We start from the raw sequence: 23,264 nt of genomic DNA on the forward strand, positions 1-23,264 counted from the left end.
GCGTGTCGACCAAGGTCGACACCTGCCGGCAGGTAGAGCTGCCCGGAATCATCGTGCAGCAGTAGCCCGCGTGCTCAGCTCGCGCTTCACCCAGTCGTCGATCAGGCGCTTCTCGTAGCGCAGCGGATCGCTGTCGCTCTTCAGCCCCAGGTTGTGCAGGTAGCCGGTGTCGCTGAGCTTGGCTTCGCCCTCATCGACGATGCGACCACTGGCGTCCTTCAGCGTGTACTGCAGGGTGATCCGCGGCGGATAGATGTCCCGCATGATCCGGATGTCGCTGCCGCGCGGGCCGTGCCAGGGCTCGTAGTCGCCGGCGCGCTTGATGTCGACCAGGGTCACGTCCAGGGTCTGCCCGGGCTGCAGCGGTTTGGCCGCCGTGGTCTGCACGTAGCTGGCCAGCTGCTGCACCCAGTTGCCGCGTTCGGCCTCGAAGCGGTTGGTGCTCTGGCGGATTTCGGTGAATCCGGCTGGATCGTCCCACTTCACGCTGACCGGGCCATTGGCCTGCAGCGCGCGGGGCGCATCCGGATCGGTGACGGCGCGCGGCGCGGCGTTCGCGCTGCCCGCCATGAGGGCGCCTGCCAGCAGCAGGGCAGTGGCCAACGAGCGGTTCATGACGGTCTCCTGCGTCCCATCGACGGGGACGATGCGATTTATAGATCGAGTGTGATCCCGCTTTCCAGCCACCGCAACGGCCGATTGCGACACCGACAAGAGCGGTTGCCGCCAATTCATCGTCGTCAACCATGACTGACGGCGCTTGACGCTGTGAATACGCGCTTTGGAAGATGCTGTGCTTCCAATCCGGCCCGTCCAGACGCCCTTGTCCACACTGCCGCCCCTCGTGGAGCGCCCACCGATGATGGTGCAGGCGCCCGAACCCGACCTGCATCATGGCGTGCTTGAGCGCATCAACGCTGGTTTCTGCGTGATCCAGGTGCTGTTCGAGGGCGATCGTGCGGTCGACTATCGTTTCCTCGAGGTCAACGATGCCTTCGAGCGCCACACCGGGCTGAAGGATGCGCGTGGACAGCGCATGACCGAGCTGGAACCCAACCATGAGCAGGACTGGTTCCGTATCTACGGCGAGGTCGCACGCAGCGGCCGTCCTGCCCAGTTCGAGATGGAAGCGCGTGCGCTGGGTCGTTCGTTCGCGGTCGACGCGGTGCGCGTGGGCCGGCCAGGCGAGGACAAGGTCGGCATCCTGTTCTTCGACATCACCGCACGCAAGCAGATGGAAGTGGAGCTGGGCGAGAGCGAAGCGCGCTTCAGCGCGCTGGCCGACGGCCTGCCGATGCCGGTGTGGGTGCTCGATGAGCGCGGCCATGCCCGTTTCGTCAACAGCGCCTTCAGCGAGTTCTTCGGTGGCGACGAGACGCGTGTGCCGGAAGATGTCTGGCGCGGCCTGGTGCATCCGGACGATGCGTCGGTATTCGAATACGAACTGCAGGAAGCGCTGAAGGCGCAGCGTTCGATGCACGCGCTGGTGCGTGCGCGGCGCGCCGATGGCCAGTGGCGTTGGCTGGAGATGAACGCACGCCCGCGTTTCTCGCGGATGGGCCGCTTCATCGGCCTGGCCGGCAGCAGCCCGGACGTGACCGAACGCCGCGAGATCGAACTGGCCCGCGAGGAACTGCTGCAGTCCGAGCGCGCCGCGCGCAGCGCTGCGGAGAACATGGCGCGGCTGAAGGACGAGTTCCTGGCCACGCTGTCGCATGAACTGCGTACGCCGCTGACCACCATCCTCGGGTGGAGTGAGCTGCTGCTGCAGCGTGTGGACAACACCAGCCCTCTGTACAAGGGCCTGAACGTGATCGCCAACAGCGCCGGCGCGCAGAAGCGGCTGATCTCGGACATGCTGGACCTCAGCAGCATGCTGCTGGGCAAGGTGCAGCTGGAGGTGGAAGTGCTGGACCTGCGCACGGTGCTGGGCGAGGCCATCGGCGCGCAGGAACTGGTGGCCGAAGGCAAGGCACTGGACGTGCACCTGCAGCTGCCCGAACAGCCGAGCCTGGTGCTGGGCGATGCGACGCGCCTGCAGCAGGTGTTCTGGAACCTGCTCTCGAACGCGATCAAGTTCACCCCGGCTGAAGGCCGCATCGACCTGCAGCTGCGGGCCGACGGCAACCACTGGGAAATCACCGTGCGCGACACCGGTGATGGCATCGCACCCGAATTCCTCAATCACCTGTTCAGCCGCTTCCGCCAGGCCGATGGCACCACCACCCGGCGCCATGGTGGACTGGGACTGGGCCTGGCGATCGTGCAGCAGCTGGTCGAACTGCATGGCGGCACGGTCGCCGCGGCCAGCGAGGGGCACGGCCATGGCGCTACGTTCACCGTGCGCCTGCCGCAGCACCTTCCCGATGCCGAGCGGCGCCCGCTGCGCGAAGTGATCAGCGGGCCGATCCTGGAACCGGTGATCGTCGAGCCGTATCCGCTGCGCGGCATGCACGTGCTGGCGGTGGAAGACCAGCCGGAAGTGCTGGAGTACCTGCGGCGCATGCTGGAAGAGCAGGGCGCCAGCGTGTCGGCGGCCAGTTCGGCCGGTGAGGCGCTGGCGTTGCTGGCCGACACCGGCCATCTGCAGTACCACGTGATGCTGACCGACATCGGCATGCCGGGCATGGATGGTTATGGCCTGGTGCGCACGCTGCGCGAGGACATGGGCGTGGATGCCACGACCCTGCCCGCGGTCGCCGTCACCGCGCTGGCGCGTGCCGATGACCGCCGCCGTGCGCTGGCGTCGGGTTTCCAGGAACACGTGGCCAAGCCGTACTCGGTGGCGCAGCTGGTGGCTGCGGTACGCAAGGTGCAGGTACCCCGCGCCGACAGCGCGCTGCACTGAGCATTCACGGCCGATCGGCGACCCTGCATGCAGGAGGTCGCCGATGTCCCGCATAGCTCCCCGTATCCATACCGATCCGGCGCAGATCGCGCGCCTGGAAGCCCTGCTGCCGCAGCTGGAAGGCGAAACGCAGGTGGAACTGATTCTGCACGATGGCCGCCGCCTGCTCGGCACGGTGGCCGTGAGGCCAACCGTGCAGCAGTACCGCAACGTCGCTGGTGATGAAGGCAGCAACGGCCAGTTGCGCCTGGATGACTACGACACGCCGGTGCAGCAGCACCATGTGTGGCTGGACGAGATTGCCAGCATCAACCGCCTGCCACCCAAGGCGCCTTGATCCGATGTAGAGCCGGGCCCACGCTCGGCTGGCGCCCGAGCATCTGCTCGGGCGCTACGGATGTGTCAATGCTCGAACAAGGTCGGCGTCGCTTCGAACCGGCGCGCGTAGGCGCGTTCTTCCGCCACCCGGGCCACCTCGTCATCGGCCAGGTCCGGTGCGCCATATACCGCATAGGCCACGCTGCCATCGGCGCCATGGCCGACCTGGTGCAGCCGGTAACGCGAGTGCCCGCCGCCGGTGTCCTCGGGGTAGTGCACGGGCGGATGGCTGCCTTCCAGGTCCATTTCACTGTTGTCGACGACGCCACCGACGAACAAGGCTCGCATGCAGGTTCTCCTGGGTTTCCGGGGGAGCCTCTACCCTGAACGTTTCAATGTTTCTGGCAGATCAAGGCCCCGTTCGGGTTTCGCAAAGCGGCCTGCCGGGGCCGGCCCGGCCAAGCCGGTACAATGGACGGCCCTCACGCTTGAAGTACCCGCGCCGATGGCCTCCAGCGACGACGCCCCCCTGCAGACCCTGCTCCTGCCGTTCTCCCAAGGCGCCCTGCGCTGGCCGGAGGGCCCGGTGGCTTTCCTGCGTGCCCGCGATGGCTGGCCGCTGCGCGAAGCGGCCGGCAACCGCGAGCTGCACTGCGAACAGAGCTTTGCCCCGTTCGCGCAGCCGCTGCAGCAGGCCACCGGCTGGACCGTCAGCGGCCAGCTGGACGATGTGGCCGGCAAGGGCCGTTACCCGCTGGTGCTGGTGCTGCCACCGCGCCAGCGTGAAGAAGCCCGTGCGCTGTTCGCCCGCGCGTTGGCGCTGGTCGCCGAGGGCGGCCGCATCGTTGCCTGCCAGGCCAACAACGAAGGCGCGCGCTCCGGTGAAGGCGACCTCAAGCAGCTGGCCGGTCTCGGCGGCTGCCTGACCAAGAACCACTGCCGCGTGTACTGGACCGCCCCGCTGCAGGGCCAGCACGACCCCGACCTGGCCAAGCGCTGGTCGGCGCTGGATGCGGTGCGCCCGATCATGGGCGGACGCTTCCTCAGCCGCCCGGGCGTGTTCGCCTGGGACCGCATCGATCCGGCATCGGCGCTGCTGGCCGAGCACCTGCCGGCCGACCTGGCCGGCCGCGCCGCCGACCTTGGCGCAGGCTACGGCTATCTCTCGCGCGAGCTGCTGGAACGCTGCCCGAAGATCACCGCGCTGGACCTGTACGAGGCCGAGCAGCGTGCGCTGGCCCTGGCCGAACTGAACCTGGCGCCGCCGCCGCGCGCGCTGCCGCTGCGCTTCCTGTGGCGCGACGTCACCGCCGGCATCGAGCCGGGCTACGACGTCATCATCAGCAACCCGCCGTTCCACACGCCGTCGCGTGCCGACCGCCCGGACATCGGCCAGCGCTTCATCGCCGTGGCCGCGCAGGCGCTGCGCCCGGGCGGGCGCCTGTACGTGGTGGCCAACCGCCATCTGCCGTACGAGCACACCCTCAACGACAGCTTCGGTGCGGTGCGCGTGGTCGCCGAGCGCGACGGTTTCAAGCTGGTTGAAGCAGTGAAGGGGAAGGGCAAGTGAAGCTGGTCAAGCTCATCGCCAACCTGGGCTATGGCAGCCGCAAGCAGGTGCAGTGGATGTTCCGCGAAGGCCGCGTCACCGACGCCGACGGTGAGGTGCTGTACGCCGATGACCAGGTGCCGCACGAGGCGATCCGCGTCGATGGCGAGCCGCTGGACCCGCCGGTGGGGCTGTCGATCGCGCTGCACAAGCCCGCCGGCTACACCTGTTCGACCAAGGACACCGGCCGCCTGATCTACGACCTGCTGCCGCCGCGCTTCCGCGACCGTGATCCGGTGCTGTCCACGGTGGGCCGCCTCGACCGCGAGACCAGTGGCCTGCTGCTGCTGACCGACGATGGCGGCCTGCTGCACCGGATCATCTCGCCGAAGTCGAAGCTGCCGAAGGTCTACGAAGTCGAGTTGAGCGAGGACCTGCGCGGCGACGAAGTGGCGTTGTTCGCCAGCGGCACGCTGATGCTGGAGTCCGAGAAGACGCCCCTGCTGCCGGCTGAACTCGAAGTGCTGGAGGCGCGTCGCGCACGCCTGGTGCTGCATGAAGGCCGCTACCATCAGGTACGCCGCATGTTCGCCGCCACCGGCAACCACGTGCAGGCCCTGCACCGCAGCCGCGTCGGCGGGCTGGACCTGCAGGGGCTGGACGAAGGGCAATGGCGGCAGCTCACTTCCACCGACCTGGATACGTTGTTCGCTCCATGACCCCCTTCGCTGCGCTGCCGTTCCTGCCCGACGCCGTCATCTTCGACATGGACGGTTTGATGATCGACAGCGAGCGGGTCTCGCTGGCCTGCTGGAGCGAGGCCGCCGACGAATTCGGGCTGGGCCTGGAGGAAGCGGTGTTCCTGCGCATGGTCGGCCTCGGCGACCACGATACGCATGCGTTGCTGCGCGCGCAGGGCATCGAGGACAGCCTGATCGACGCGGTGGCGGCACGTTGCCATGAGCTGTACGAAGCACGCACGCAGACCGGGCTGCCGCTGCGGCCGGGCATCCTGGAGCTGCTGGAGCTGCTGAAGGCGCACGCGGTACCGCGTGCGGTGGCGACCACCACGCGGCAGCCGCGCGCCAACCGCAAGTTGGCGGCCGCAGGCCTGCTGCCGTACTTCGATGCCGTGATCACCAGTGGTGATGTGGCGCAGCCGAAGCCGGCGCCGGATATCTACCTGCTGGCCGCGCAGCGGCTGGGCCAGGCGCCCGAACGTTGCCTGGCGCTGGAAGATTCACCGGCCGGCACGCGGGCCGCACTGGCCGCCGGCATGACCGTGATCCAGGTGCCGGACCTGGTGCATCCGGATGAAGAGCTGCGCGCACTGGGCCACCGCATCGTCGGCTCGCTGGTGGACGCGCACGCCCTGCTGCTGCCGCTGCTGCCGAAGTAGCGGTGGCTGCCGACCTTGGTTGGCACTGAGCCGGGCATGGGCTCGGCTCCACATCTTCTGGTGGGTGCCGACCGTTGGTCGGCACACCTGTTCAATCACACCCGCCCGAACACCAGCGCAGCGTTGGTGCCACCGAAGCCGAAGCTGTTGGACATCACCGTGTCCAGCTTCTGCTCGCGGCTCTCGCGCAGGATCGGGAAGCTCTCCAACTTCGGGTCCAGCTCGCCGATGTTGGCCGAACCGGCGACGAAGCCATCGCGCATCATCAGCAGGCAGTAGATCGCCTCGTGCACGCTGGCCGCGCCCAGTGAATGGCCGGACAGCGCCTTGGTCGAGGACAGCGGTGGTACCGCATCGCCGAACACTTCACGGATCGCGTTGAGCTCGGTGACATCGCCCAGCGGGGTCGAGGTGCCGTGGGTGTTGAGGTAGTCCAGCGGGCGATCGACGCCCTGCAGTGCCATCTTCATGCAGCGCACCGCGCCCTCGCCGGACGGCGCGACCATGTCGGCGCCATCGGAGGTCACGCCGTAGCCGATCAGCTCGGCATGGATGTGCGCGCCACGCGCAACGGCGTGGTCGTAGTCCTCCAGCACCAGCATGCCGCCGCCACCGGCGATGACGAAGCCGTCGCGGTCCTTGTCGTACGGACGCGAGGCGCTGGCCGGGGTTTCGTTGAAGCTGGTCGACAGCGCGCCCATCGCATCGAACATCACGCTCATCGACCAGTGCAGGTCTTCACCGCCACCGGCGAACATGATGTCCTGCGCACCGTGGCGGATCATGTCCGCGGCAGCGCCGATGCAGTGCGCCGAGGTCGCGCAGGCGGCCGACAGCGAGTAGCTGACGCCCTTGATCTGGTAGGCCGTGGCCAGGCAGGCCGAGACCGTCGAGCACATTGTGCGCGGCACCATGTACGGGCCGACCTTGCGCACGCCACGCTCGCGCAGCAGGTCGACCGCGCCGATCTGCCATTCGCTGGAGCCGCCGCCGGAACCGGCGATCAGGCCGGTGCGCAGGTTGCTGACCTGCTCGGGGCTGAGCCCGGCATCGGCGATGGCATCGCGCATGGACAGGTAAGCGAAGGCCGCCGCGTCGCTCATGAAGCGCTTCTGCTTGCGGTCGATCAGCGCCTCCAGATCGAGGTCGACGCGACCGCCGACCTGGCTGCGCAGGCCCGCTTCGGCATGGTCGGCCAAGGCGGTGATGCCCGAGCGCCCTTCGCGCAGCGCGGCCGAAACGGTATCCAGATCATTGCCGAGGCAGGACGTGATGCCCATGCCGGTGATGACGACGCGACGCATCAGAAGCTCCCGGTTTCAGTGAACAGGCCGACGCGCAGGTCGCGCGCGCTGTAGATTTCGCGGTCATCCACGTACATGCGGGCGTCCGACTGGGCCATCACCAGCTTGCGGTTGATGACACGGCTGATGTCGATCTCGTAGCGCACGAGCTTGGCGTCCGGCAGTACCTGGCCGGTGAACTTCACCTCGCCGCAGCCGAGTGCGCGGCCCTTGCCGGGGGCACCCAGCCAGGTCAGGAAGAAGCCGGTCAGCTGCCACATGGCGTCCAGGCCCAGGCAGCCGGGCATGACCGGGTCGCCGATGAAGTGGCAGCCGAAGAACCACAGGTCCGGGCGGATATCCAGCTCGGCGCGTACCATGCCCTTGCCGTGCGGTCCGCCGTCCTCGTGGATGTCGGTGATGCGGTCGAACATCAGCATCGGATCGTTGGGCAAACGGCCGGCGGCGGTGCCGAACAGTTCACCGCGTGCGCTGGCCAGCAGCTGTTCGCGGTTGAACGCGTGGAGACGGGTCATGAAGCACAATCCTGGAAGCGGGGAAACAGGGAAACAAGCGTTCGAGGATGCCCGTGGAAACTGCGCCGATCAAACATTTCAACCGTACGCAACCGTAGTGTTTTCAATGGAATACGCGCATCCTGTTGATGTGCAACGACCATACTTCGGCGTGTGGCCCGTTCGGCACGCCCCCGCCCTTTCCGCCTGACATGACCCGACTGCGCAAGATCATCCACGTCGACATGGACGCGTTCTACGCGTCGGTGGAGCAGCGCGACGATCCGTCACTGCGCGGCAAGCCGGTGGTTGTGGCATGGCGCGGCGCGCGCTCGGTGGTGTGTGCGGCGTCCTACGAGGCACGCGTGTTCGGCGTGCGTTCGGCGATGCCGGCGCTGCGCGCCGAACGCCTGTGTCCGGACGCGATCTTCGTGCCGCCGGACTTTGCACGTTACAAGGCGGTGTCACGCCAGGTACGCGAGATCTTCCTGCGCCACACCGACCTGGTCGAGCCGTTGTCGCTGGACGAGGCCTACCTGGACGTGACCGAGCCGAAGAGCGGCATCGAACTGGCCACCGACATCGCCCGCACCATCCGTGCGCAGATCCGCGAGGAGACGAACCTGACCGCTTCAGCCGGGATCGCGCCGAACAAGTTCCTGGCCAAGATCGCTTCGGACTGGCGCAAGCCCGATGGCCAGTTCGTGATTCCACCGCAGCGGGTGGACGCGTTCCTGCTGCCGCTGCCGGTGAACCGGGTGCCAGGCGTCGGCAAGGTGATGGAAGGCAAACTTGCCGCGCGTGGCATCGTCACCTGCGGCGACCTGCGGCGGTGGTCCCTGGTCGACCTGGAAGAGGCGTTCGGCAGTTTCGGCCGCAGCCTGTACAACCGTGCACGCGGCATCGACGAGCGGCCGGTGGAACCGGACCAGCAGGTACAGTCGATCTCCTCGGAGGACACCTTTGCCGAGGACCTGCTGCTGGAAGACCTGGGCGAGGCGATCGTGCAACTGGCGGAGAAGACCTGGAATGCCACGCGCAAGACTGAACGCGTCGGCCACACCGTGGTGCTGAAGCTGAAGACCGCGCAGTTCCGCATCCTCACCCGCAGTTTCACCCCGGAGCGCCCGCCGGAATCGATGGAAGAACTGCGCGACATCGCACTGGCCCTGCGCGCCCGCGTCGACCTGCCGGCGGAGACGCGTTACCGCCTGGTCGGCGTCGGGCTGGGTGGGTTCCGCGAAAAGGAGGCCGTGGTGCAGGGGGAATTGTTCGAGCACGGACCGAACGATTCCACATCCCTCTGATCGGCAAAGGCGGGGTCAGAGCCCGTTGCGCAGCAACGGGATCCGACCCCAGCAGATTGCCGAGATCTGTCGAAGGCGAGGTGGGTCCGGTTGCGGGGGCATGAGCGGCATGGATGCCGCGACCAAGCCCCCATGGAGGGGTTCACGGCGTCCCCTGCCATCGGACCCACCCCGCCAACCCACAGATATCCAGCTGTTGCCGTTGCCGTTGCATTGAGCAGGTGCAGGGCGCAGCCCTGCAAAACAACCCTTTACCTTAAGGCCACTGCATCTCGCCCTTGGCCACCTTCGCACTCAGCTCCAGCGATGCCACGCCGTCCAGCTTCGGGTAGCGCGACTGCATTGCTTTCACCAGCGCCGCACTGTCCTTGGCCTTTGCCGTCTCGACATCGAACGCGCGGATGTAGTCCGCAGTGAAGCGCAGCGCACTGGCATCCAGTGCGGCACCCGGCGCGTAATGCCCCGGCACCACCACCTTCGGCTTCAGTGCCTGCAACCGCTGCAGGGTCTGCAGCCAGTCGGTGTGCGACTTAGGCGTCTGCGTGTCGGCCATCCACACGTGCTCGCCGGCTACCACCGGAATGCCACCGACGATCGCGCGCAGCGACGGCACCCACAGCACCGTGCGGTCCGGGGTCGGGCCATCCAGGCCGATCAGCGGCAGGCGCTGGCCTTCCAGCTGCAGTGCATCGCCATCCAGCACCTGCGGCAGCACTATGCGCGCGGGCACGTCGGCACCCATCTTCGGTCCCCAGTAGGCCAGCTTGCCGGCCTGGGTCTGCTGGATGTGGGCGACGGTCTGCGCGGTGGCGACGATGCGTGCCTGCGGGAAGGCGTCCTGCAGGGTGGCCAGGCCGAAGTAGTAGTCCGGATCGCCGTGGCTGATGTAGATCGTGGTCAGCTGCTTGCCGCTGGCGCGGATCAGCTCGACCAGCTTGCGCGCATCGCTGGCACCAAACTGCGCATTGACCAGGATCGCGTCGTGGCGGCCTTCGATCAGCACCGAGGACACCGAGAACATTGCCTGCGGGCCGGGATGGAAGGTCTGCAGGTGCAGCTGGGATTTCGTCGCCGCCGCCGGCGCCGTGGTGGCCGGTGCGGCCAGCAGCGGCGCACTGGTGAAGCTGGCGGCCAGGGCAAGGGGAAGCAGCAGGGCAGCGGTACGCATGGGAATTCCTTGTGTAGAGCCGGGCCAATGCCCGGCTGCATGTTCGCGTAGAGCCGAGCGCGGGCTTGGCTCTACATGGGACGTGCGTGGATCAATACGCTGCGGTGATGATCTGCTTCGGATACGCGTGCGCTTCCAGTTCGGCGACGAACGCCGCGCCATAGTCGGCGTAGCTGATGCGGCTGTGGCCGCTGGTATCGGCCAGGAACGCCTTGGGCTGCACGCGGTACTGGCCGCGCTCTTCACCCGGGCCGATTTCGGCGGCCGGCGAGAAGAAGGTCCAGTCCAGGTCGTCCACTGCCTGCAGGCGGTTGAACGCCTCGCGGTGGGCCAGCGCGTACGGCTTGTAGGCCTCCGGGAAGGTGGGGGTGTCGACCAGCTGCACGCCGGGTGCGACTTCCAGGCTGCCGGCACCGCCAACCACCACCAGGCGCGGCACGCCGGCCTTGCGCGCGGCAGCCGCCAGCTGCGCGGCGACCTCGCCGACGCGGCCGATGTCATCGCCCGGGCGCGGGCCGTAGGCACTGGCGAGCACGTCGTGGCCGGCGATGGCGGCAACCAGCGCGTCCTGGTCATCCAGCGAGGCGATCACCGGATGGGCACCGGCCAGCTCGGCCGGGAGGTCCTGCGCGCTGCGCACGATGACAGTGAGTTCGTGGCCGCGGGCCAGCGCGTGGCGGGCGATCTGGCGGCCGATGTTGCCGGTGGAACCAACGAGGGCGATCTTCATGGCAGGACTCCGTGGGGCGCTGTGGGGTGGGAATGGCGCCACTCTAGGCCGCTGCAGTCGCTCGAAAAACAGCGTATAACGTGCTTGTTTGTTGCATGGATCGAGCATATGGACCGATTGACCGCCATGACCGTGTTCGTCGAGGTGGCCGAGCGCGGCAGCCTGACCGCGGCGGCAGAGGTGCTGGACATGTCGCGGGCGATGGTCAGCCGCTACCTGGCTGAGGTCGAGGGCTGGCTGGGCGCACGCCTGCTGCACCGGACCACGCGCCGGGTCAGTCTGACCGGGCCCGGCGAGGCGGCACTGGCGCGCTTCCGGCAGATGCTGGCGATCGGCGAGGAACTGCAGGGCGAGCTGGCCAGCGATGATCCCGAGCCGCATGGCACGCTGCGGGTGACTGCCAGCGTGTCGTTCGGGCAGAGCCACCTGGCGCGGGCGGTGGCCGGCTTTGTTGCGCGCCATCCGGCGGCACGCATCGAGCTGCTGCTGGTCGACCGCACGGTGAACCTGGTGGAGGAGCGGGTGGACCTGGCCGTGCGCATCGCGCGCCAGATCGATCCCAGCCTGATCGCGCGGCGGCTGGCCACCTGCCGCTCGGTGCTGTGCGCGACGCCGTCCTACCTGCAGGCACGCGGCACGCCGACTGCTCCCGAGCATCTGGCCGCGCACAACTGCCTGACCCACCACTACGTCGGCAAGAGCCTGTGGCAGCTGCACCGAGACGGCCGTTCGCTGTCGGTGGCGGTGGGCGGCAACATCAGCGCCAACGAGGCCTCGCTGCTGCTGGAGGCGGTGCGGGCCGGTGCCGGTATCGCCATGCTGCCGACCTACCAGGTGGCGCCGCTGCTGCGTACCGGCGAGCTGATCGAACTGCTGCCCGAATTCAGCCTGGACGAACTCGGCATTCATGCCGTGTACGCGTCACGGCGACAGCAGCCCGCTATCATGCGGCGATTCCTGGACTACCTGGCCGAGTGTTTCGCCAGCCCGGCCTTCCAGGATCTGGATTGGCGCCCACCGGGCAAGGAGAACACATGAACCATGGACAGGCCTTGATCGACCACAACCGTGCTGCCTGGGACCGCCAGGCCAGCGAAGTGCGCGAATGGTCGCGCCCGGTGGAAAGTTCAACCATTGCCGCCGCGCGCGAAGGCCGCTGGCAGGTGCATCTGACCCCACGCGCGCTGCCATTGGACTGGCTGGGCGATGTGCGTGGCCGCCGCATCCTGTGCCTGGCCTCGGGCGGGGGCCAGCAGGCACCGGTGCTGGCCGCTGCGGGCGCCGACGTCACCGTGTTCGATCTCTCCGACGGGCAGCTGGAACAGGACCGCAGCGTGGCGGCGCGCGATGGCCTGCAGCTGCGCACGGTGCAGGGCGACATGCGCGACCTGCACGTATTCGCCAACGACAGCTTCGACGTGGTGTTCCATCCGATCTCCAACCTGTACGTACCCGACGTGCGCCCGGTGTGGACCGAATGCCGCCGCGTGCTGGCGCGCGACGGCATGTTGATGGCCAGCTTCTACAACCCGGTGCTGTTCGTCGGCGCGCGCGATCCGCAGCTCGATGCGCAGGGCCTGATCCGGCCGCAGTACGCCATTCCCTATTCGGACCTGGAAGACCTGCCCGCCGCAGAACGTGAGGCGAAACTCGGCCGCGGCGATGCGCTGACCTTTGGCCACAGCCTGACCGAACTGATCGGCGGGCAGCTGGATGCGGGGTTCGTCATCGATCGCTTCATGGAAGACTGGCAGCCGCAGCCGCGCTTCCTGATCGACCGCTACCTGCCCACGTTCCTGGCCACCCGCGCACGCCGGATCGGTTGAGGCGGATCGGCGCAGAAACCAGCGGCGTACAATGGGCGGCCCCACGTCGTGCAGGTGCCGTCCCTTGTCGTATCCCTATCCGCTGGTCGTGTTCGACCTAGATGGCACGCTGGTCGACAGCGCAGCTGATATCGCCGAAGCACTGAACCGCACGCTGGAAGACATCGGCATGGCACGCGTGCCGGAAGCCACGGTTCTGGGCTGGATCGGCGACGGTGTGCGCCGCCTGGTCGAGCAGGCCGTGCACGCCGCGGGTCGTGAGGTCGACCTGGCCGAAGTGATGCCGGTGTTCATGGTGCACTACCGTGAGTGCCTGCTGCGCAGCCCGCGCCTGTTCGATGGCGTGGCCGAAGCGCTGATGCAGCTGCGTGCACGCGGTGTTCCGCTGGCGATCTGCACCAACAAGCCCGAAGCGCTGGTGCCGCCACTGCTGCAACACCTGGGCATTGGTGATGCGTTCGCGCTGGTACTGGGCGGCGATTCGCTGCCGCAGCGCAAGCCCAGCGGTGAGCCGCTGCGGCACATCGCTGCGCACTTCGGGCTGGCGGTGGATGCCTGCCTGATGGTGGGTGATTCGTTGACCGACTACCGCGCCGCCGAAGAGGCAGGCATGCCGATCGCACTGGTGCGTTACGGTTATCCGCGTGGCCTGGACCTGGCCACCGCACAGGCGGTGGCGGTGATTGACGACCTGCGTGAGTTGCCGGGGTTGGCCGCGGGCGTTCGGGTGTAGAGCGGAGCCCACGCTCGGCTGCTTCATTGCGTGAGCCGAGCATGGGCTCGGCTCTACAGTAGATCGGCGCCGGGCGATGCCCGGCGCGCGCCTTCATTTCGGCTGGTAACGCACGCTCAGCTGGTATTCGCGGCCGGGCTGGTTGAACCACGCCACCGTCTCGTAGCGGCGGTCGAACACGTTGGCGGCACGTGCCAGCAGCGACCACGCCGGCGTCAGCGCGTACTCGGCGCGCAGGTCCAGCGTGCCGTAGCCACCGACCTTCACCGCGTTGGCGGCATCGTCATAGCGCTTGCCCGCACCCTGCACGGTCAGGCCGGCGCGGAAATCGCCGAAGCGGCGGTCGACGTCCAGGCGCGCGGTCTGCTGTGCACGGCGCGGCAGCCAGTTGTCGAACTGGGTGCTGCCATGGGTGCGGTTGCGCGGGTCGGTGTAGCTCAGCTGCGCGTTGAGGTCGAAGCCGGCCAGCAGCACGCCACCGGTCAGTTCGGCGCCACGGATGCGCGCCTTCTCCACCTGCTGCATTTTCATCGTGGACGCATCGTAGGTGATCAGGTCATCGATGCGGGTCTCGTACACGTCCAGGCCCCAATGCCAGCCCTGGCCCTGCTGCGAAACACCGAGGTTGGCGCTCTTGGACTTCTCCGGCTTCAACGTCGGCACGCCGCTCCACGGGTCGTACAGGTCGCTGAAGGTCGGTGCCTTGAAGGCGGTGCCGTAGCTGGCATTGACGCGCAGGCCGTGGTCCAGCTGCATTGCCCAGCCGAGACTGCCGGTGGCGTGGTTGCCGAACTGCTGGTTGTCGTCGTTGCGTGCGCTGGCCTGCAGCTGATGGCGGCCGAAGCGGCCCTGGTACTGCACGAACACGCCGGTGTTGCGACGGCTGTCGACGAGGTAGCCCGCGCTGCTGCCATCCAGGTTGTCTTCGCTCCAGTCCACGCCGGTGCTCAGCAGCTGGCTTCCGGTCAAGGTGAAGTCACCCTGCAGCGAGGCGCTGTCGCGGTGGGTCTGCGCGCTGCCGCGTGCGCCGAAGTCGCCGAAGTTGTCCGATTCGTTGTCGCTGCGGCCGACGTTGGCGGTGAACGCCAGGCGCCCGGACGGGGTGTAGCGCACCTTGCCGGCCAGCACCTGCTGGCGGGTTTCCGAGTAGTTGTAATAGCCGTCGTAGTGGTTCTTGCCGTCGGCGCGCAGCGCACTGCCTTCCACATTCCACTGGTCGTTGAAGGTGTAGCCGCCACGCAGGCTCTTGGACAGGTTGCGGTAGCCGTCGCGGTCGGGTTCGTCAGCGAAGCAGCCGGTGAACAGCGTCGCCGAGCCACGGCAGGCATCGACGCCATCGGAATGCTGGTAGGCGATGTCGGCGCCGAACCAGCCGCGTTCGGTGCCACCTCCGATGCCGCCGCTAGCTTCGCGCAGGCCGTTGTTGCCACCACCGAGCTGGAAGTGCGGAGCAAAATCGCCCTGGTTGCGGCGGGTGAAGATCTGGATCACGCCACCGATGGCGTCGGCGCCGTACAGGCTGGACTGCGGGCCGCGCACGATTTCCACGCGTTCGATCTGCGCCAGCGGCAGGTCCTGGTACATGGCCAGGCCGAGGTCGGCACTGTTGATGCGCACGCCATCGACCAGCACCACGGTGTGGCCCGAGTTGGTGCCGCGCAGGAACAGCGAGCTCTGCTTGCCGAGCCCGCCGGCATTGGTCAGGTTGATGCCGGCGCGGCCGCGCAGCAGTTCCTGCAACGAGGTGGCCTGACTGGATTCGATCTGCGCGCGGTCGATCACCTGGGCTGGTGCGATGCTGTCCTGCAGGGCGATCGGGGTGCGGGTGGCGGTGACCAGGATCTGGTCGAGCGCGGTGGTGTCATCGGCGGCCTGGGCCAGCGCGGGCAGGGCGGCCAGCACGGCCAGGGACAGCATTCGGGACTGCAGCTTCATGGGGGACTCCAGGTGCCACGCACGCCCGCGTGGCGAAGGGGAGGAGCCGCGAAGGCAGGCATGCGCCGACGCCGCAGCGCAGGCTGCGGTCATCCAGCGCCATGCCCACCGCACCGCGACCTGAGGCTTCCGGGCCGGTCTCCGGGCTTGCCGCCGGGTGGCGCGAGGCCACCGTCCAGGCGCCTTCCCATGCCTGCGGCACAGTGGCGTTGTTGCCTGGAACTGACGTGCTTACCGTTGCGGGGGCAGCGCCGGCCTGGCGTGGATTCACGCGTCACCGGCTTCCCGTTTCAACCTGCCGGCCGTGGCCGCAGGTCACCTGGAAGTGCGCGCAGTCTACGGCATCGCAGGCGGCCCGTAGCGTCGAGCGTACCCGACTGCCTTTGCTGTGCCCTTAGAATGGTCCCTCGATCCCGTGGTGCCGTTGCCGATGTCCGCCCGTTTTCCGCTGTTCCCGCGTTGCCTGTACAGGACGCACGCATGATCCTCGACCTGGTCCGCCATGCCGGCAACGGTCGCGATGAGTTCCTCGATGGCCGCAGCGATCCACCGCAGCTGGCCCGCCTGCCGCAGGAACTGGTCGACGCCTACGCTGCGCAGCCCTGGGAACGGGTGATCAGTTCGCCGCGGCTGCGCTCGCTGCACACGGCGATGGCCCTGGCCACCCCGCGCGGGCTGGACGTGGAAGCGGAGGAGGAATGGGAAGAGCTGGATTTCGGCGATTGGGACGGGCAGTCGCTGTTCGACCTGCCGGAGGATGCACTGGCGGCCTTCCATGCCGATCCGCATGCATACCCACCGCCCAACGGTGAGAGCTGGGGCCACTTCGAGCGGCGTATCGCGCGCGCGCTGGATCGACTGCTCGATGATGACGACCCGGTGCCAACGCTGGTGGTCAGCCATGGCGGCCCGCTGCGCATGGTGCTGTCGCAGGTCTGCGGCCTGCCGATGTCGCTGTGCTGGGCACTGCGCATCGACCACGGCACGCGCCTGCGGGTACGGCTGGAACGTGGCGAAGCCGGGCTGGCAGGCGAGCTGCTGGAACTGCAGCAGCCGTAACCCATCGGTAGTGCCGGCCGCTGGCCGGCAGTCTCAGGAATGTTGAAAAGACCACGCAGTTGCCGGCCAGCGGCCGGCACTACCGGTGCGGTCAATCCTCGTCCGCATCCTCGGTCACGCTGTCTTCCGCGTCATCGTCGGCATCGAAGCGCTGCTCATGCACCGGACCCGACGCCGGGCCGGCCGCCTTCAGCGGATGCGCGGCGATGCGTGCTTCGTAATCCTGCACCAGCGCCTCACGCTGCGGCTCGCTCAGTTCCTGCCAGTGGCAGTCCAGCAGCGCGCCTTCCAGCGAGTACAGCAGGTTCAGGCTGGGCTTGAAGCCGGCGCGCTTGACCTTGACGAAGGCGCCGACTGCGCCGGTCGCAACCAGGTCCTCGCGGCTGCGCAGGCCGACCTGGCGCAGCCACGCTGCACTCTTGGGGCCGATGTTGCGCAGCTTCGGTGCGCTCATCCCAGCGCCTCGACGAACACGCGGGCGATGGCTTCCAGGCCGGCCTGGTCATCGGCATCGAAGCGGCCGATCTTCGGGCTGTCGATGTCGAACACGCCGATCAGTTCATCGCCGCGCAGCAGCGGCACCACCAGTTCCGAACGCGAGGCCGAATCGCAGGCGATATGGCCGGGGAAGGCATCGACGTCGTCCACGCGCTGGGTCACGCGCTGGCTGGCGGCGGCACCGCACACGCCCTTGTCCAGCGGGATGCGCACGCAGGCCGGCAGGCCCTGGAACGGGCCGACCACCAGCTCCGTGCCGTCGTACAGGTAGAAACCCACCCAGTTCAGGTCGGGCAGGGCGTGGTAGACCAGTGCGGAGAGGTTGGCCGCGTTGGCGATGCGGTCGGACTCGGCGTAGACCAGGCCACGGGCCTGTTCCAGCAGCTGGGCGTATTGTTCCGGCTTGCTGCCGGTAAGCGAGGCATTGGCGAACATGCCCGCAGTCTAGCAAGCGCGCCGGGCCGGCGATAATGCACGCTCTGTTGCCCTGTTGGAGCCCATCGATGCCGTTGCCCGCTACGCTGCCGCCCGCCCTGTTCATTACCGGCACCGATACGGAGATCGGCAAGACCGCGGCCAGCACCGCGCTGCTGCAGGCGCTGCGCCGGCGCGGCCTGCGCGCGGTGGGCATGAAACCGGTGGCCAGCGGCAGCGAAGACCTGGGGCAGGGCCTGCGCAACGAAGACGCGCTGGCGCTGCAGGCAGCCAGCTGGCCGGTGCCGGACTATGCCGATCTGAACCCGTATGCGCTGCGGCAGCCGCTGGCACCGGAGCTGGCCGCTGCCGAGGACGGCGTGCGGGTGGAACTGGCGCCGATCGTGGCTGCGTTCGCGCGACTGCGCGCACAGGCCGACATCGTGGTGGTGGAAGGCGTCGGTGGGTGGCTGGCGCCGGTCTCGGCCACGCTGGACCAGCTGGACCTGGTGCGAGCACTGCAGTTGCCGGTGCTGCTGGTGGTGGGCATGCGGCTGGGCTGCGTCAACCATGCGCGGCTGACTGCGCAGTCGCTGCAGGCCAGCGGCGTGCAGTGCCTGGGCTGGATCGGCAACCACATCGACCCGGCGATGCAGCGCCAGGATGAGAACATCGCCACGTTGCAGCAGCGCCTGCCGATGCCGTGCTGGGGACGGCTGCCGCATCTGCCGGGTGCGGATGGCGAAGCGCTGAGCGCGCACCTGCTCGAGTGATCCTGGGTAGTGCCGACCGCTGGCCGGCAACCGCATCCACCCGGTGATCCCGATGTTGCCGGCCAGCGGCCGGCACTACCCTGCTGCGGCCGCCAGCTCCCGCGCGATCGCGCCCAGTCGTTCCACCGCGCCAATGAAGCGCGCATCCAGGGTCTGGCAGCACGACAGCCGCAGGCAGTGGCGGTATCGCGCGCCACGTGAATAGACCTGGCCGGGCATGAACACGATGTCCTCCTGCAGCGCTCGCTCGAACAGCTCGCGCGTATCCACGCCCGGCAGTTCCAGCCACAGCAGGAATCCGCCCTGCGGTTCGGTGGCGCGGGTGCCGGCCGGGAAGTGCTCGGCCACCAGCTGGCGCAGCCGTCCCACCTGTTCGCGGTACAGCCGGCGCATGCGATGCAGGTGGTGCTCGTAGCTGCCCGCTTCCAGATACGCCGCGACCGCGTCACCGAGCAGCTGCGGCTCGCCGCCGGTGGACTGGAATTTCAGCAGCGCGATGCGCTCGGCGAAGCGGCCGCCATCCAGCCAGCCGATGCGGTAATCCGGCGCCAGTGTCTTGGAGAAACCTCCGACCACCATCACCCAGCCGTCGCGATCGAAGGCCTTCAGCAGGGGCGCCGGCGGTTCGCAGAACTGCAGCTCGGCGTACACCGCGTCCTCGATCAGCGGCAGCTGCCGTGCGTTGACCAGCTCGGCCAGGCGCTGCTTGGCGGCGGTCGGCATGGTGCAGCCGAGCGGGTTGTGCACGGTCGGCATCACCACCAGCGCGGCCAGCGGTGTGTGCTGCAGCAGCGCGTCCAGCGCATCCACATCCAGTCCGTGCTGCGGATGGGTGGGCAGCTCGATGGCCTGCAGGCCGAGGTTGGCCAGCAACGGATACAGGTTGAAGTAGGACGGTGCCTCGATGCCGACCGCATCACCGGGCTGGGTGACCGCGCGCAGCGCCAGCTGCAGGCCCTCCATCGCACCATGGGTCAGCAGCAGGCGTTCGCTGTGGGTGTGCAGCCCCATGCGCGGGCCACGCCGCACGATCTGCGCCAGCAGCCGTGGCGAGCCGTTGGGGCGCGCGTAGGTCTCCACCGTCTGCTGGCCGTGGCGCAGCACCTGTGCGGTATGCCGGGCCAGCTGCGCGCCCGGATAGAACTGGCGCCCGCGCGGACCGGCAAAGGCCAGGTCGATCACACCGGGGCGGCGCTGTGCTTCCAGCACGCGGGCCATCAGCACCTGCTGCAGTGGTGCGGTGGGTGCGGACGGGGTATCACGCAGCGAACGCTCTGGCACCGACAAGCGCGGCGCCACCTCGAAGCCGGCTTTGGGCCGCGGAATGACCAGGCCGGCGTCCTCCAGCTGGCGATAGGCGGCAATCACCGTGTTCAGGCTGAGCCTGCGCTGCAGGGCCATCTGCCGCAGCGAAGGCAGGCGGCTGCCAACCGGAAGGCGTCCGCCGTGGATGGCCTCGGCCAGCTCGTCGGACAGCCGTTGGTAGCGGGGTGGGATCATCGCGCTCTGGTCATCTGTATCCATCGAATTTCCCACCATCTGGTGCTGTACCCATGATGATGGCGAGCCTAGCATGTCGTTGTCGGCCGGGCCTGATCGGGGCACGGCCGATACTTCCCAAACGCACGGCTGGATGGCCGTGCGTCTTTTTCTGTGTGTAGAGCCGAGCCGATGCTCGGCTGCACTTCCGCCAACAGCAGCCGAGCGTGGGCTCGGCTCTACAGAGAGCACCGCCGAGCGTCGGTCAGCCCAAGGGGGAATGCCGGCTACCGCATCGGCACCAGCACCGCCTCGCGCCGGTACAGCGCCGGGAACTGCTTGCCCAGCGCGGCCAGCTTCGGTGCGTCGTAGTAGCGGATGTAGGCCGCCTGCGGGTAGTTGGTCATGTAGTTCTGGTGGTAGCTCTCGGCCGGGTAGAAGCGCTGGCCGCTGACCAGCTGGGTGACGATCGGCGCGCGGTAGCTGCCGGCCTGGCCGAGCTGGGCGATGTAGGCGCGGCTGGCAGCCTGCTGGCGTGCGTCGTCACTGAAGATCGCCGAGCGGTATTGGCTGCCGTGGTCCGGCCCCTGCCGATTGAGCTGGGTCGGGTCGTGCACCACCGAGAAGAACACCTGCATCAGCTGCCCGTAGCTGACCTGGCGCGGGTCGTAGTCGATCTTCACTGCTTCGGCATGCCCGGTCTGGCCACCGCTGACGCGCTCATAACGCGCATTGGCCGCACTGCCACCGATGTAGCCGGACACGGCATTGCTCACGCCCTTGACGTGCTGGAACACGCCCTGCACGCCCCAGAAGCAACCACCGGCGAACACCACGCTGGCGTGGGGGGCGTCATCGCGGAACGCCGCATCGCCGGTGGGGGCCGGCAGTGCCTGGATCTGCGCGCTGGCTTCGATCGGCGCCGCAATCGCGCCGTGGTCAACCAGCAGCACACCGGCAATCAAGGCCGTGGCCACCAGGCCGGCCACACCGGCGGCGATGCCCTGTTCAAAGGAGAGTTTCATCATGTCCTCCCGGTTCAACCGAAGGTGAAGGCATAGGCCTGCACGCCCGCATCGAGGAACTCGATCTCGAAGCGATGCGGGCCAACTGCGCCGCGCTGGCGGATCAGCTGGTACAGGCGGTGCTCGTCGACGACGCCACTGCCATCGGCACCAACATCACTGCCGGCATCGGTGGCGGGCAGCGCTTTGCCGTCCAGCCAGACGCGGAAGCGCACCGGCCTGCCGTCCTCGCTCGGTGCCAGCACCAGGTGCAGGTCGCGCGCATGGAACTGGAAGGCGATGCGGCCGCCGGCCTGCTGCAGCTGTGCGGCCTCATCGGTGACGGTCCAGCGCCCGGACAGCCCCCACTGGTTCAACGCCAGGGTGGCCGGCAGCGTGTAGTCGAACGCGGCGTCGCTGCGCTGCCCGCCGGGCGAGGCGAACTGCTCGGCGCGGGCGTGGCCCAGGTAGGTTTCCGGCGAACGCAGGTTGCCCATGTCGGCCTGCACGGCCACGCCCTTCAGGCCGGCGGCAGCGGGATCGGCCGGCGGCGGCAGATTGGTCTGCCCGGCTTCGGTCAGCAGGCGACGGATCATCTGTTCCGAGCGCGCATAGTTGCCCTCGCCGAACTGGTGGCCGCGGATGTTGCCCTGCGCGTCGACGAAGTACTGCGCCGGCCAGTAGCGGTTGTTGAAGGCGCGCCAGATCGTGTACTGGTTGTCGAGCGCCACCGGGTACTCGACCTTCAGCTGCTGCACCGCTTTCATCACGTTGCGTGGGTCACGCTCGAAGGCGAACTCCGGCGTGTGCACGCCGACCACCACCAGGCCGTGGTCGCGGTAGCGCCGCTCCCATTCGTGCACGAACGGCATCGCGCGAAGGCAGTTGATGCAGGAATAGGTCCAGAAATCGACCAGAACCACCTTGCCGCGCAGCTGCTGTGCACTCAGCGGCGGGCTGTTGAGCCAGCCAGTGGCACCGTCCAGCGCGGGCAGCGTGCCTTCCACCGGCAGCGCTGCATCGGCACCGGCATTGGCGCCGGCCATCATCATCATCGGCGGTGCCCCCGGCTGCGCGCCGGGCGCTGCATCCAGCAGGCGTTGCTCGATACGCGCGGTGCTGACCGTGGACAAGCGGGTCAGCAGGCCGGTATCCCAGCCGAGGCCGATCGCCACGACGGCCAGCAGCGCGGCCACACCCAGCACCTTGCGAAGTACATCGCCGAGGCCGAGCCGCGCCTGCATCGCGCGGAACACCCGGCCGCCGATCCACACCGCCAGCGCCAATGCGGTGATCGCACCCAGTGCGTAGGCCAGCAGCAGCGCAGTGGTACCGACGCTGGCGCCATGCAGGGCGGCGCCGGTCAGCACCAGACCGAGGATCGGCCCGGCACACGGTGCCCACAGCAGGCCAGTGGCGATGCCGATCAGCAGCGAGGTCCACGCGCCGCCGTGCCCCGCGGCATCCGCCGCATCGGCGCGCGCACTCAGGCGGGCACCCATGCGCTGGAACGGCGCCAGCAGGTGGTCGGCCAGTCGTGGCCAGAGCAGGGCGACCGCGAACAACGCCATCAGCAGCAGGGCGACCCAACGTCCGACCTGGTTGGCCTGCGCCACCCATTGGCTGCCCACCGCGGCCAGGCTGGCGACCACGGTGAAGGTGAGCGCCATGCCCAGCAGCAGCGGCAGCGTGCTGCGCAGGAACGGGCGATCGGCACGCGCGAACACGAACGGCAGCACCGGCAGGATGCAGGGACTGAGCAGGGTCAGCGCGCCCCCCAGATAGGCAAGCAGCAACAGCAGCATCGTCAGGCTCCGGAAGCAGGGGAAGAACCGACCGGCACCCGCCAGCCGTCGGCAGTGCCATCCGTGGCGCCGGGAGCGAACACCATCGCCGCACCGTTCATGCAGTAGCGCAGCCCGGTGGGGCGTGGCCCATCGTTGAACACATGGCCGAGATGGCCGCCGCAGCGGCGGCAATGCACCTCCACCCGCAGCATCCCGAAGGTGACGTCGCGGTCTTCGCCGATGGCGTTGTGCAGCGGCGCCCAGAAGCTGGGCCAGCCGGTACCGCTCTCGAACTTGGTGGACGAGGAGAACAGCGGCAGCGCACAGCCGGCGCAGGCGAAGGTGCCCTGCCGGTGTTCCTTGTTGAGCGGGCTGCTCCAGGGCCGTTCGGTGGCCTGCTGGCGCAGCACCGCGTACTGCGCTGGGGTCAGGCGCTGGCGCCAGTCGGCATCACTGTGCATGACCTCGAACTGTCGCGACGGGTGCGCTTCGGCGGCGGCCGGGGCGGCGCGGCTGCAGGCCCCCAGGCCGAACAGGCCGGCGGCGGTGGCGACACCGCCCAGGCCCAGCAGATGGCGGCGGGAGAGGGACATGGCGGACTCCGGGAAGGGGCGACGGGGCCATGCTGCGCCCGCCCGG

Annotated in this window: 24 protein-coding genes and 1 riboswitch; of the genes, 11 read left to right on the forward strand and 13 right to left on the reverse strand. The window is 68.4% G+C overall.

The window, feature by feature from the left end:
• Positions 1-48 precede the first annotated feature (48 nt).
• A complete protein-coding gene (locus tag AC5P7A_RS06680; protein WP_014645805.1) occupies positions 49-615 on the reverse strand; it encodes a DUF3016 domain-containing protein in 567 nt (188 codons plus the stop codon).
• A gap of 244 nt (positions 616-859) precedes the next feature.
• On the opposite strand from AC5P7A_RS06680, the gene AC5P7A_RS06685 reads away from it, so the two are divergent.
• Positions 860-2,848, forward strand: a complete 1,989-nt coding sequence (locus AC5P7A_RS06685; protein ID WP_014645806.1) for a hybrid sensor histidine kinase/response regulator — start codon at positions 860-862, stop codon at positions 2,846-2,848.
• 43 nt (positions 2,849-2,891) lie between these two features.
• Positions 2,892-3,185: a DUF3247 family protein gene (locus AC5P7A_RS06690; protein WP_032959238.1), complete on the forward strand. Its 294-nt coding sequence runs from the start codon at positions 2,892-2,894 to the stop codon at positions 3,183-3,185.
• A gap of 65 nt (positions 3,186-3,250) precedes the next feature.
• Here AC5P7A_RS06690 and AC5P7A_RS06695 read toward each other — a convergent pair whose 3' ends face one another.
• A complete protein-coding gene (locus AC5P7A_RS06695) occupies positions 3,251-3,514 on the reverse strand; it encodes a hypothetical protein (RefSeq protein ID WP_005407925.1) in 264 nt (87 codons plus the stop codon).
• A gap of 157 nt (positions 3,515-3,671) precedes the next feature.
• On the opposite strand from AC5P7A_RS06695, the gene AC5P7A_RS06700 reads away from it, so the two are divergent.
• The 3 genes from AC5P7A_RS06700 to AC5P7A_RS06710 are packed head-to-tail and all read left to right on the forward strand — an operon-like array spanning position 3,672 to position 6,114.
• Entirely contained in the window at positions 3,672-4,736 is a 1,065-nt protein-coding gene (locus AC5P7A_RS06700) for a class I SAM-dependent methyltransferase (protein WP_423179436.1), read from the forward strand.
• Positions 4,733-5,434 carry a pseudouridine synthase gene (locus AC5P7A_RS06705; protein ID WP_014645809.1) on the forward strand — a complete coding sequence of 234 codons (702 nt, stop codon included), beginning with the start codon at positions 4,733-4,735 and terminating at the stop codon, positions 5,432-5,434. Before AC5P7A_RS06700 ends, AC5P7A_RS06705 begins: the two co-directional genes overlap by 4 nt.
• Positions 5,431-6,114, forward strand: coding sequence for an HAD family hydrolase (locus AC5P7A_RS06710; protein WP_445978504.1), 684 nt, complete (start codon positions 5,431-5,433; stop codon positions 6,112-6,114). Before AC5P7A_RS06705 ends, AC5P7A_RS06710 begins: the two co-directional genes overlap by 4 nt.
• A gap of 95 nt (positions 6,115-6,209) precedes the next feature.
• On the opposite strand, the gene fabB is transcribed toward AC5P7A_RS06710, so the two are convergent.
• Both fabB and fabA read right to left on the reverse strand, forming a co-directional pair.
• Positions 6,210-7,418, reverse strand: a complete 1,209-nt coding sequence (fabB, locus tag AC5P7A_RS06715; protein WP_445978503.1) for a beta-ketoacyl-ACP synthase I — start codon at positions 7,416-7,418, stop codon at positions 6,210-6,212.
• Positions 7,418-7,933 (reverse strand): 3-hydroxyacyl-[acyl-carrier-protein] dehydratase FabA, encoded by a 516-nt coding sequence (fabA, locus tag AC5P7A_RS06720; RefSeq protein WP_014035851.1) that lies wholly within the window; start codon positions 7,931-7,933, stop codon positions 7,418-7,420. Before fabA ends, fabB begins: the two co-directional genes overlap by 1 nt.
• Positions 7,934-8,124: 191 nt before the next feature.
• Between fabA and dinB the strand changes: the two genes are divergently transcribed.
• A complete protein-coding gene (gene dinB, locus AC5P7A_RS06725) occupies positions 8,125-9,219 on the forward strand; it encodes a DNA polymerase IV (protein WP_197575056.1) in 1,095 nt (364 codons plus the stop codon).
• Between the two features lie 256 nt (positions 9,220-9,475).
• On the opposite strand, the gene AC5P7A_RS06730 is transcribed toward dinB, so the two are convergent.
• Positions 9,476-10,387: an MBL fold metallo-hydrolase gene (locus tag AC5P7A_RS06730; protein WP_075076145.1), complete on the reverse strand. Its 912-nt coding sequence runs from the start codon at positions 10,385-10,387 to the stop codon at positions 9,476-9,478.
• A 91-nt stretch (positions 10,388-10,478) separates the two neighbouring features.
• On the reverse strand, positions 10,479-11,117 hold the full coding sequence (locus AC5P7A_RS06735; RefSeq protein WP_032959230.1) for an NAD(P)-dependent oxidoreductase: 639 nt from the start codon (positions 11,115-11,117) through the stop codon (positions 10,479-10,481).
• A 108-nt stretch (positions 11,118-11,225) separates the two neighbouring features.
• Between AC5P7A_RS06735 and AC5P7A_RS06740 the strand changes: the two genes are divergently transcribed.
• The 3 genes from AC5P7A_RS06740 (at position 11,226) to gph (ending at position 13,676) form a co-directional block, all read left to right on the forward strand.
• Positions 11,226-12,155, forward strand: a complete 930-nt coding sequence (locus tag AC5P7A_RS06740) for a LysR family transcriptional regulator (RefSeq protein ID WP_014645815.1) — start codon at positions 11,226-11,228, stop codon at positions 12,153-12,155.
• The gene (locus tag AC5P7A_RS06745; RefSeq protein ID WP_014645816.1) at positions 12,152-12,943 is read left to right on the forward strand and encodes a class I SAM-dependent methyltransferase; all 792 of its coding nucleotides are present in this window, start codon (positions 12,152-12,154) and stop codon (positions 12,941-12,943) included. The genes AC5P7A_RS06740 and AC5P7A_RS06745 overlap by 4 nt, the downstream gene beginning before the upstream one ends.
• A gap of 64 nt (positions 12,944-13,007) precedes the next feature.
• Positions 13,008-13,676, forward strand: a complete 669-nt coding sequence (gene gph / locus AC5P7A_RS06750) for a phosphoglycolate phosphatase (RefSeq protein ID WP_049441337.1) — start codon at positions 13,008-13,010, stop codon at positions 13,674-13,676.
• Between the two features lie 93 nt (positions 13,677-13,769).
• On the opposite strand, the gene btuB is transcribed toward gph, so the two are convergent.
• Positions 13,770-15,611 (reverse strand): TonB-dependent vitamin B12 receptor, encoded by a 1,842-nt coding sequence (btuB, locus tag AC5P7A_RS06755; protein ID WP_329768438.1) that lies wholly within the window; start codon positions 15,609-15,611, stop codon positions 13,770-13,772.
• A 115-nt stretch (positions 15,612-15,726) separates the two neighbouring features.
• Positions 15,727-15,949: riboswitch (cobalamin riboswitch) on the reverse strand.
• A 142-nt stretch (positions 15,950-16,091) separates the two neighbouring features.
• On the opposite strand from btuB, the gene AC5P7A_RS06760 reads away from it, so the two are divergent.
• Positions 16,092-16,670, forward strand: a complete 579-nt coding sequence (locus AC5P7A_RS06760) for a histidine phosphatase family protein (protein ID WP_049441334.1) — start codon at positions 16,092-16,094, stop codon at positions 16,668-16,670.
• A 91-nt stretch (positions 16,671-16,761) separates the two neighbouring features.
• Here the strand turns inward: AC5P7A_RS06760 and AC5P7A_RS06765 are convergent, their stop codons facing one another.
• Positions 16,762-17,124 carry a TfoX/Sxy family protein gene (locus AC5P7A_RS06765; RefSeq protein ID WP_014645820.1) on the reverse strand — a complete coding sequence of 121 codons (363 nt, stop codon included), beginning with the start codon at positions 17,122-17,124 and terminating at the stop codon, positions 16,762-16,764.
• Entirely contained in the window at positions 17,121-17,603 is a 483-nt protein-coding gene (locus AC5P7A_RS06770) for a GAF domain-containing protein (protein WP_014645821.1), read from the reverse strand. Before AC5P7A_RS06770 ends, AC5P7A_RS06765 begins: the two co-directional genes overlap by 4 nt.
• A gap of 68 nt (positions 17,604-17,671) precedes the next feature.
• On the opposite strand from AC5P7A_RS06770, the gene bioD reads away from it, so the two are divergent.
• Entirely contained in the window at positions 17,672-18,355 is a 684-nt protein-coding gene (bioD, locus tag AC5P7A_RS06775) for a dethiobiotin synthase (RefSeq protein WP_041864050.1), read from the forward strand.
• A 75-nt stretch (positions 18,356-18,430) separates the two neighbouring features.
• On the opposite strand, the gene AC5P7A_RS06780 is transcribed toward bioD, so the two are convergent.
• The 4 genes from AC5P7A_RS06780 to msrB form a co-directional block, all read right to left on the reverse strand.
• Positions 18,431-19,879, reverse strand: coding sequence for an aminotransferase-like domain-containing protein (locus AC5P7A_RS06780; RefSeq protein WP_495219976.1), 1,449 nt, complete (start codon positions 19,877-19,879; stop codon positions 18,431-18,433).
• A 242-nt stretch (positions 19,880-20,121) separates the two neighbouring features.
• Complete coding sequence (msrA, locus tag AC5P7A_RS06785; RefSeq protein ID WP_041864052.1) at positions 20,122-20,859, reverse strand: peptide-methionine (S)-S-oxide reductase MsrA; 738 nt, start codon at positions 20,857-20,859, stop codon at positions 20,122-20,124.
• A gap of 14 nt (positions 20,860-20,873) precedes the next feature.
• Complete coding sequence (locus AC5P7A_RS06790; protein ID WP_478409387.1) at positions 20,874-22,643, reverse strand: cytochrome c biogenesis protein DipZ; 1,770 nt, start codon at positions 22,641-22,643, stop codon at positions 20,874-20,876.
• A 2-nt stretch (positions 22,644-22,645) separates the two neighbouring features.
• Positions 22,646-23,218, reverse strand: a complete 573-nt coding sequence (gene msrB / locus AC5P7A_RS06795) for a peptide-methionine (R)-S-oxide reductase MsrB (protein ID WP_495219977.1) — start codon at positions 23,216-23,218, stop codon at positions 22,646-22,648.
• Between the last annotated feature and the right edge of the window lie 46 nt (positions 23,219-23,264).

The organism is Stenotrophomonas sp. YJH_SMC_65 (genome assembly GCF_059369475.1).

Coding starts and splice junctions, on each gene's coding strand:
- AC5P7A_RS06680 (WP_014645805.1), bottom strand. CDS start 615: ATGAACCGCTCGTTGGCCACTGCCCTGCTGCTGGCAGGCGCCCTCATG.
- AC5P7A_RS06685 (WP_014645806.1), top strand. CDS start 860: ATGATGGTGCAGGCGCCCGAACCCGACCTGCATCATGGCGTGCTTGAG.
- AC5P7A_RS06690 (WP_032959238.1), top strand. CDS start 2,892: ATGTCCCGCATAGCTCCCCGTATCCATACCGATCCGGCGCAGATCGCG.
- AC5P7A_RS06695 (WP_005407925.1), bottom strand. CDS start 3,514: ATGCGAGCCTTGTTCGTCGGTGGCGTCGTCGACAACAGTGAAATGGAC.
- AC5P7A_RS06700 (WP_423179436.1), top strand. CDS start 3,672: ATGGCCTCCAGCGACGACGCCCCCCTGCAGACCCTGCTCCTGCCGTTC.
- AC5P7A_RS06710 (WP_445978504.1), top strand. CDS start 5,431: ATGACCCCCTTCGCTGCGCTGCCGTTCCTGCCCGACGCCGTCATCTTC.
- fabB (WP_445978503.1), bottom strand. CDS start 7,418: ATGCGTCGCGTCGTCATCACCGGCATGGGCATCACGTCCTGCCTCGGC.
- fabA (WP_014035851.1), bottom strand. CDS start 7,933: ATGACCCGTCTCCACGCGTTCAACCGCGAACAGCTGCTGGCCAGCGCA.
- dinB (WP_197575056.1), top strand. CDS start 8,125: ATGACCCGACTGCGCAAGATCATCCACGTCGACATGGACGCGTTCTAC.
- AC5P7A_RS06730 (WP_075076145.1), bottom strand. CDS start 10,387: ATGCGTACCGCTGCCCTGCTGCTTCCCCTTGCCCTGGCCGCCAGCTTC.
- AC5P7A_RS06735 (WP_032959230.1), bottom strand. CDS start 11,117: ATGAAGATCGCCCTCGTTGGTTCCACCGGCAACATCGGCCGCCAGATC.
- AC5P7A_RS06740 (WP_014645815.1), top strand. CDS start 11,226: ATGGACCGATTGACCGCCATGACCGTGTTCGTCGAGGTGGCCGAGCGC.
- AC5P7A_RS06745 (WP_014645816.1), top strand. CDS start 12,152: ATGAACCATGGACAGGCCTTGATCGACCACAACCGTGCTGCCTGGGAC.
- btuB (WP_329768438.1), bottom strand. CDS start 15,611: ATGAAGCTGCAGTCCCGAATGCTGTCCCTGGCCGTGCTGGCCGCCCTG.
- AC5P7A_RS06760 (WP_049441334.1), top strand. CDS start 16,092: ATGATCCTCGACCTGGTCCGCCATGCCGGCAACGGTCGCGATGAGTTC.
- AC5P7A_RS06765 (WP_014645820.1), bottom strand. CDS start 17,124: ATGAGCGCACCGAAGCTGCGCAACATCGGCCCCAAGAGTGCAGCGTGG.
- AC5P7A_RS06770 (WP_014645821.1), bottom strand. CDS start 17,603: ATGTTCGCCAATGCCTCGCTTACCGGCAGCAAGCCGGAACAATACGCC.
- bioD (WP_041864050.1), top strand. CDS start 17,672: ATGCCGTTGCCCGCTACGCTGCCGCCCGCCCTGTTCATTACCGGCACC.
- AC5P7A_RS06780 (WP_495219976.1), bottom strand. CDS start 19,879: ATGGATACAGATGACCAGAGCGCGATGATCCCACCCCGCTACCAACGG.
- msrA (WP_041864052.1), bottom strand. CDS start 20,859: ATGAAACTCTCCTTTGAACAGGGCATCGCCGCCGGTGTGGCCGGCCTG.
- AC5P7A_RS06790 (WP_478409387.1), bottom strand. CDS start 22,643: ATGCTGCTGTTGCTGCTTGCCTATCTGGGGGGCGCGCTGACCCTGCTC.
- msrB (WP_495219977.1), bottom strand. CDS start 23,218: ATGTCCCTCTCCCGCCGCCATCTGCTGGGCCTGGGCGGTGTCGCCACC.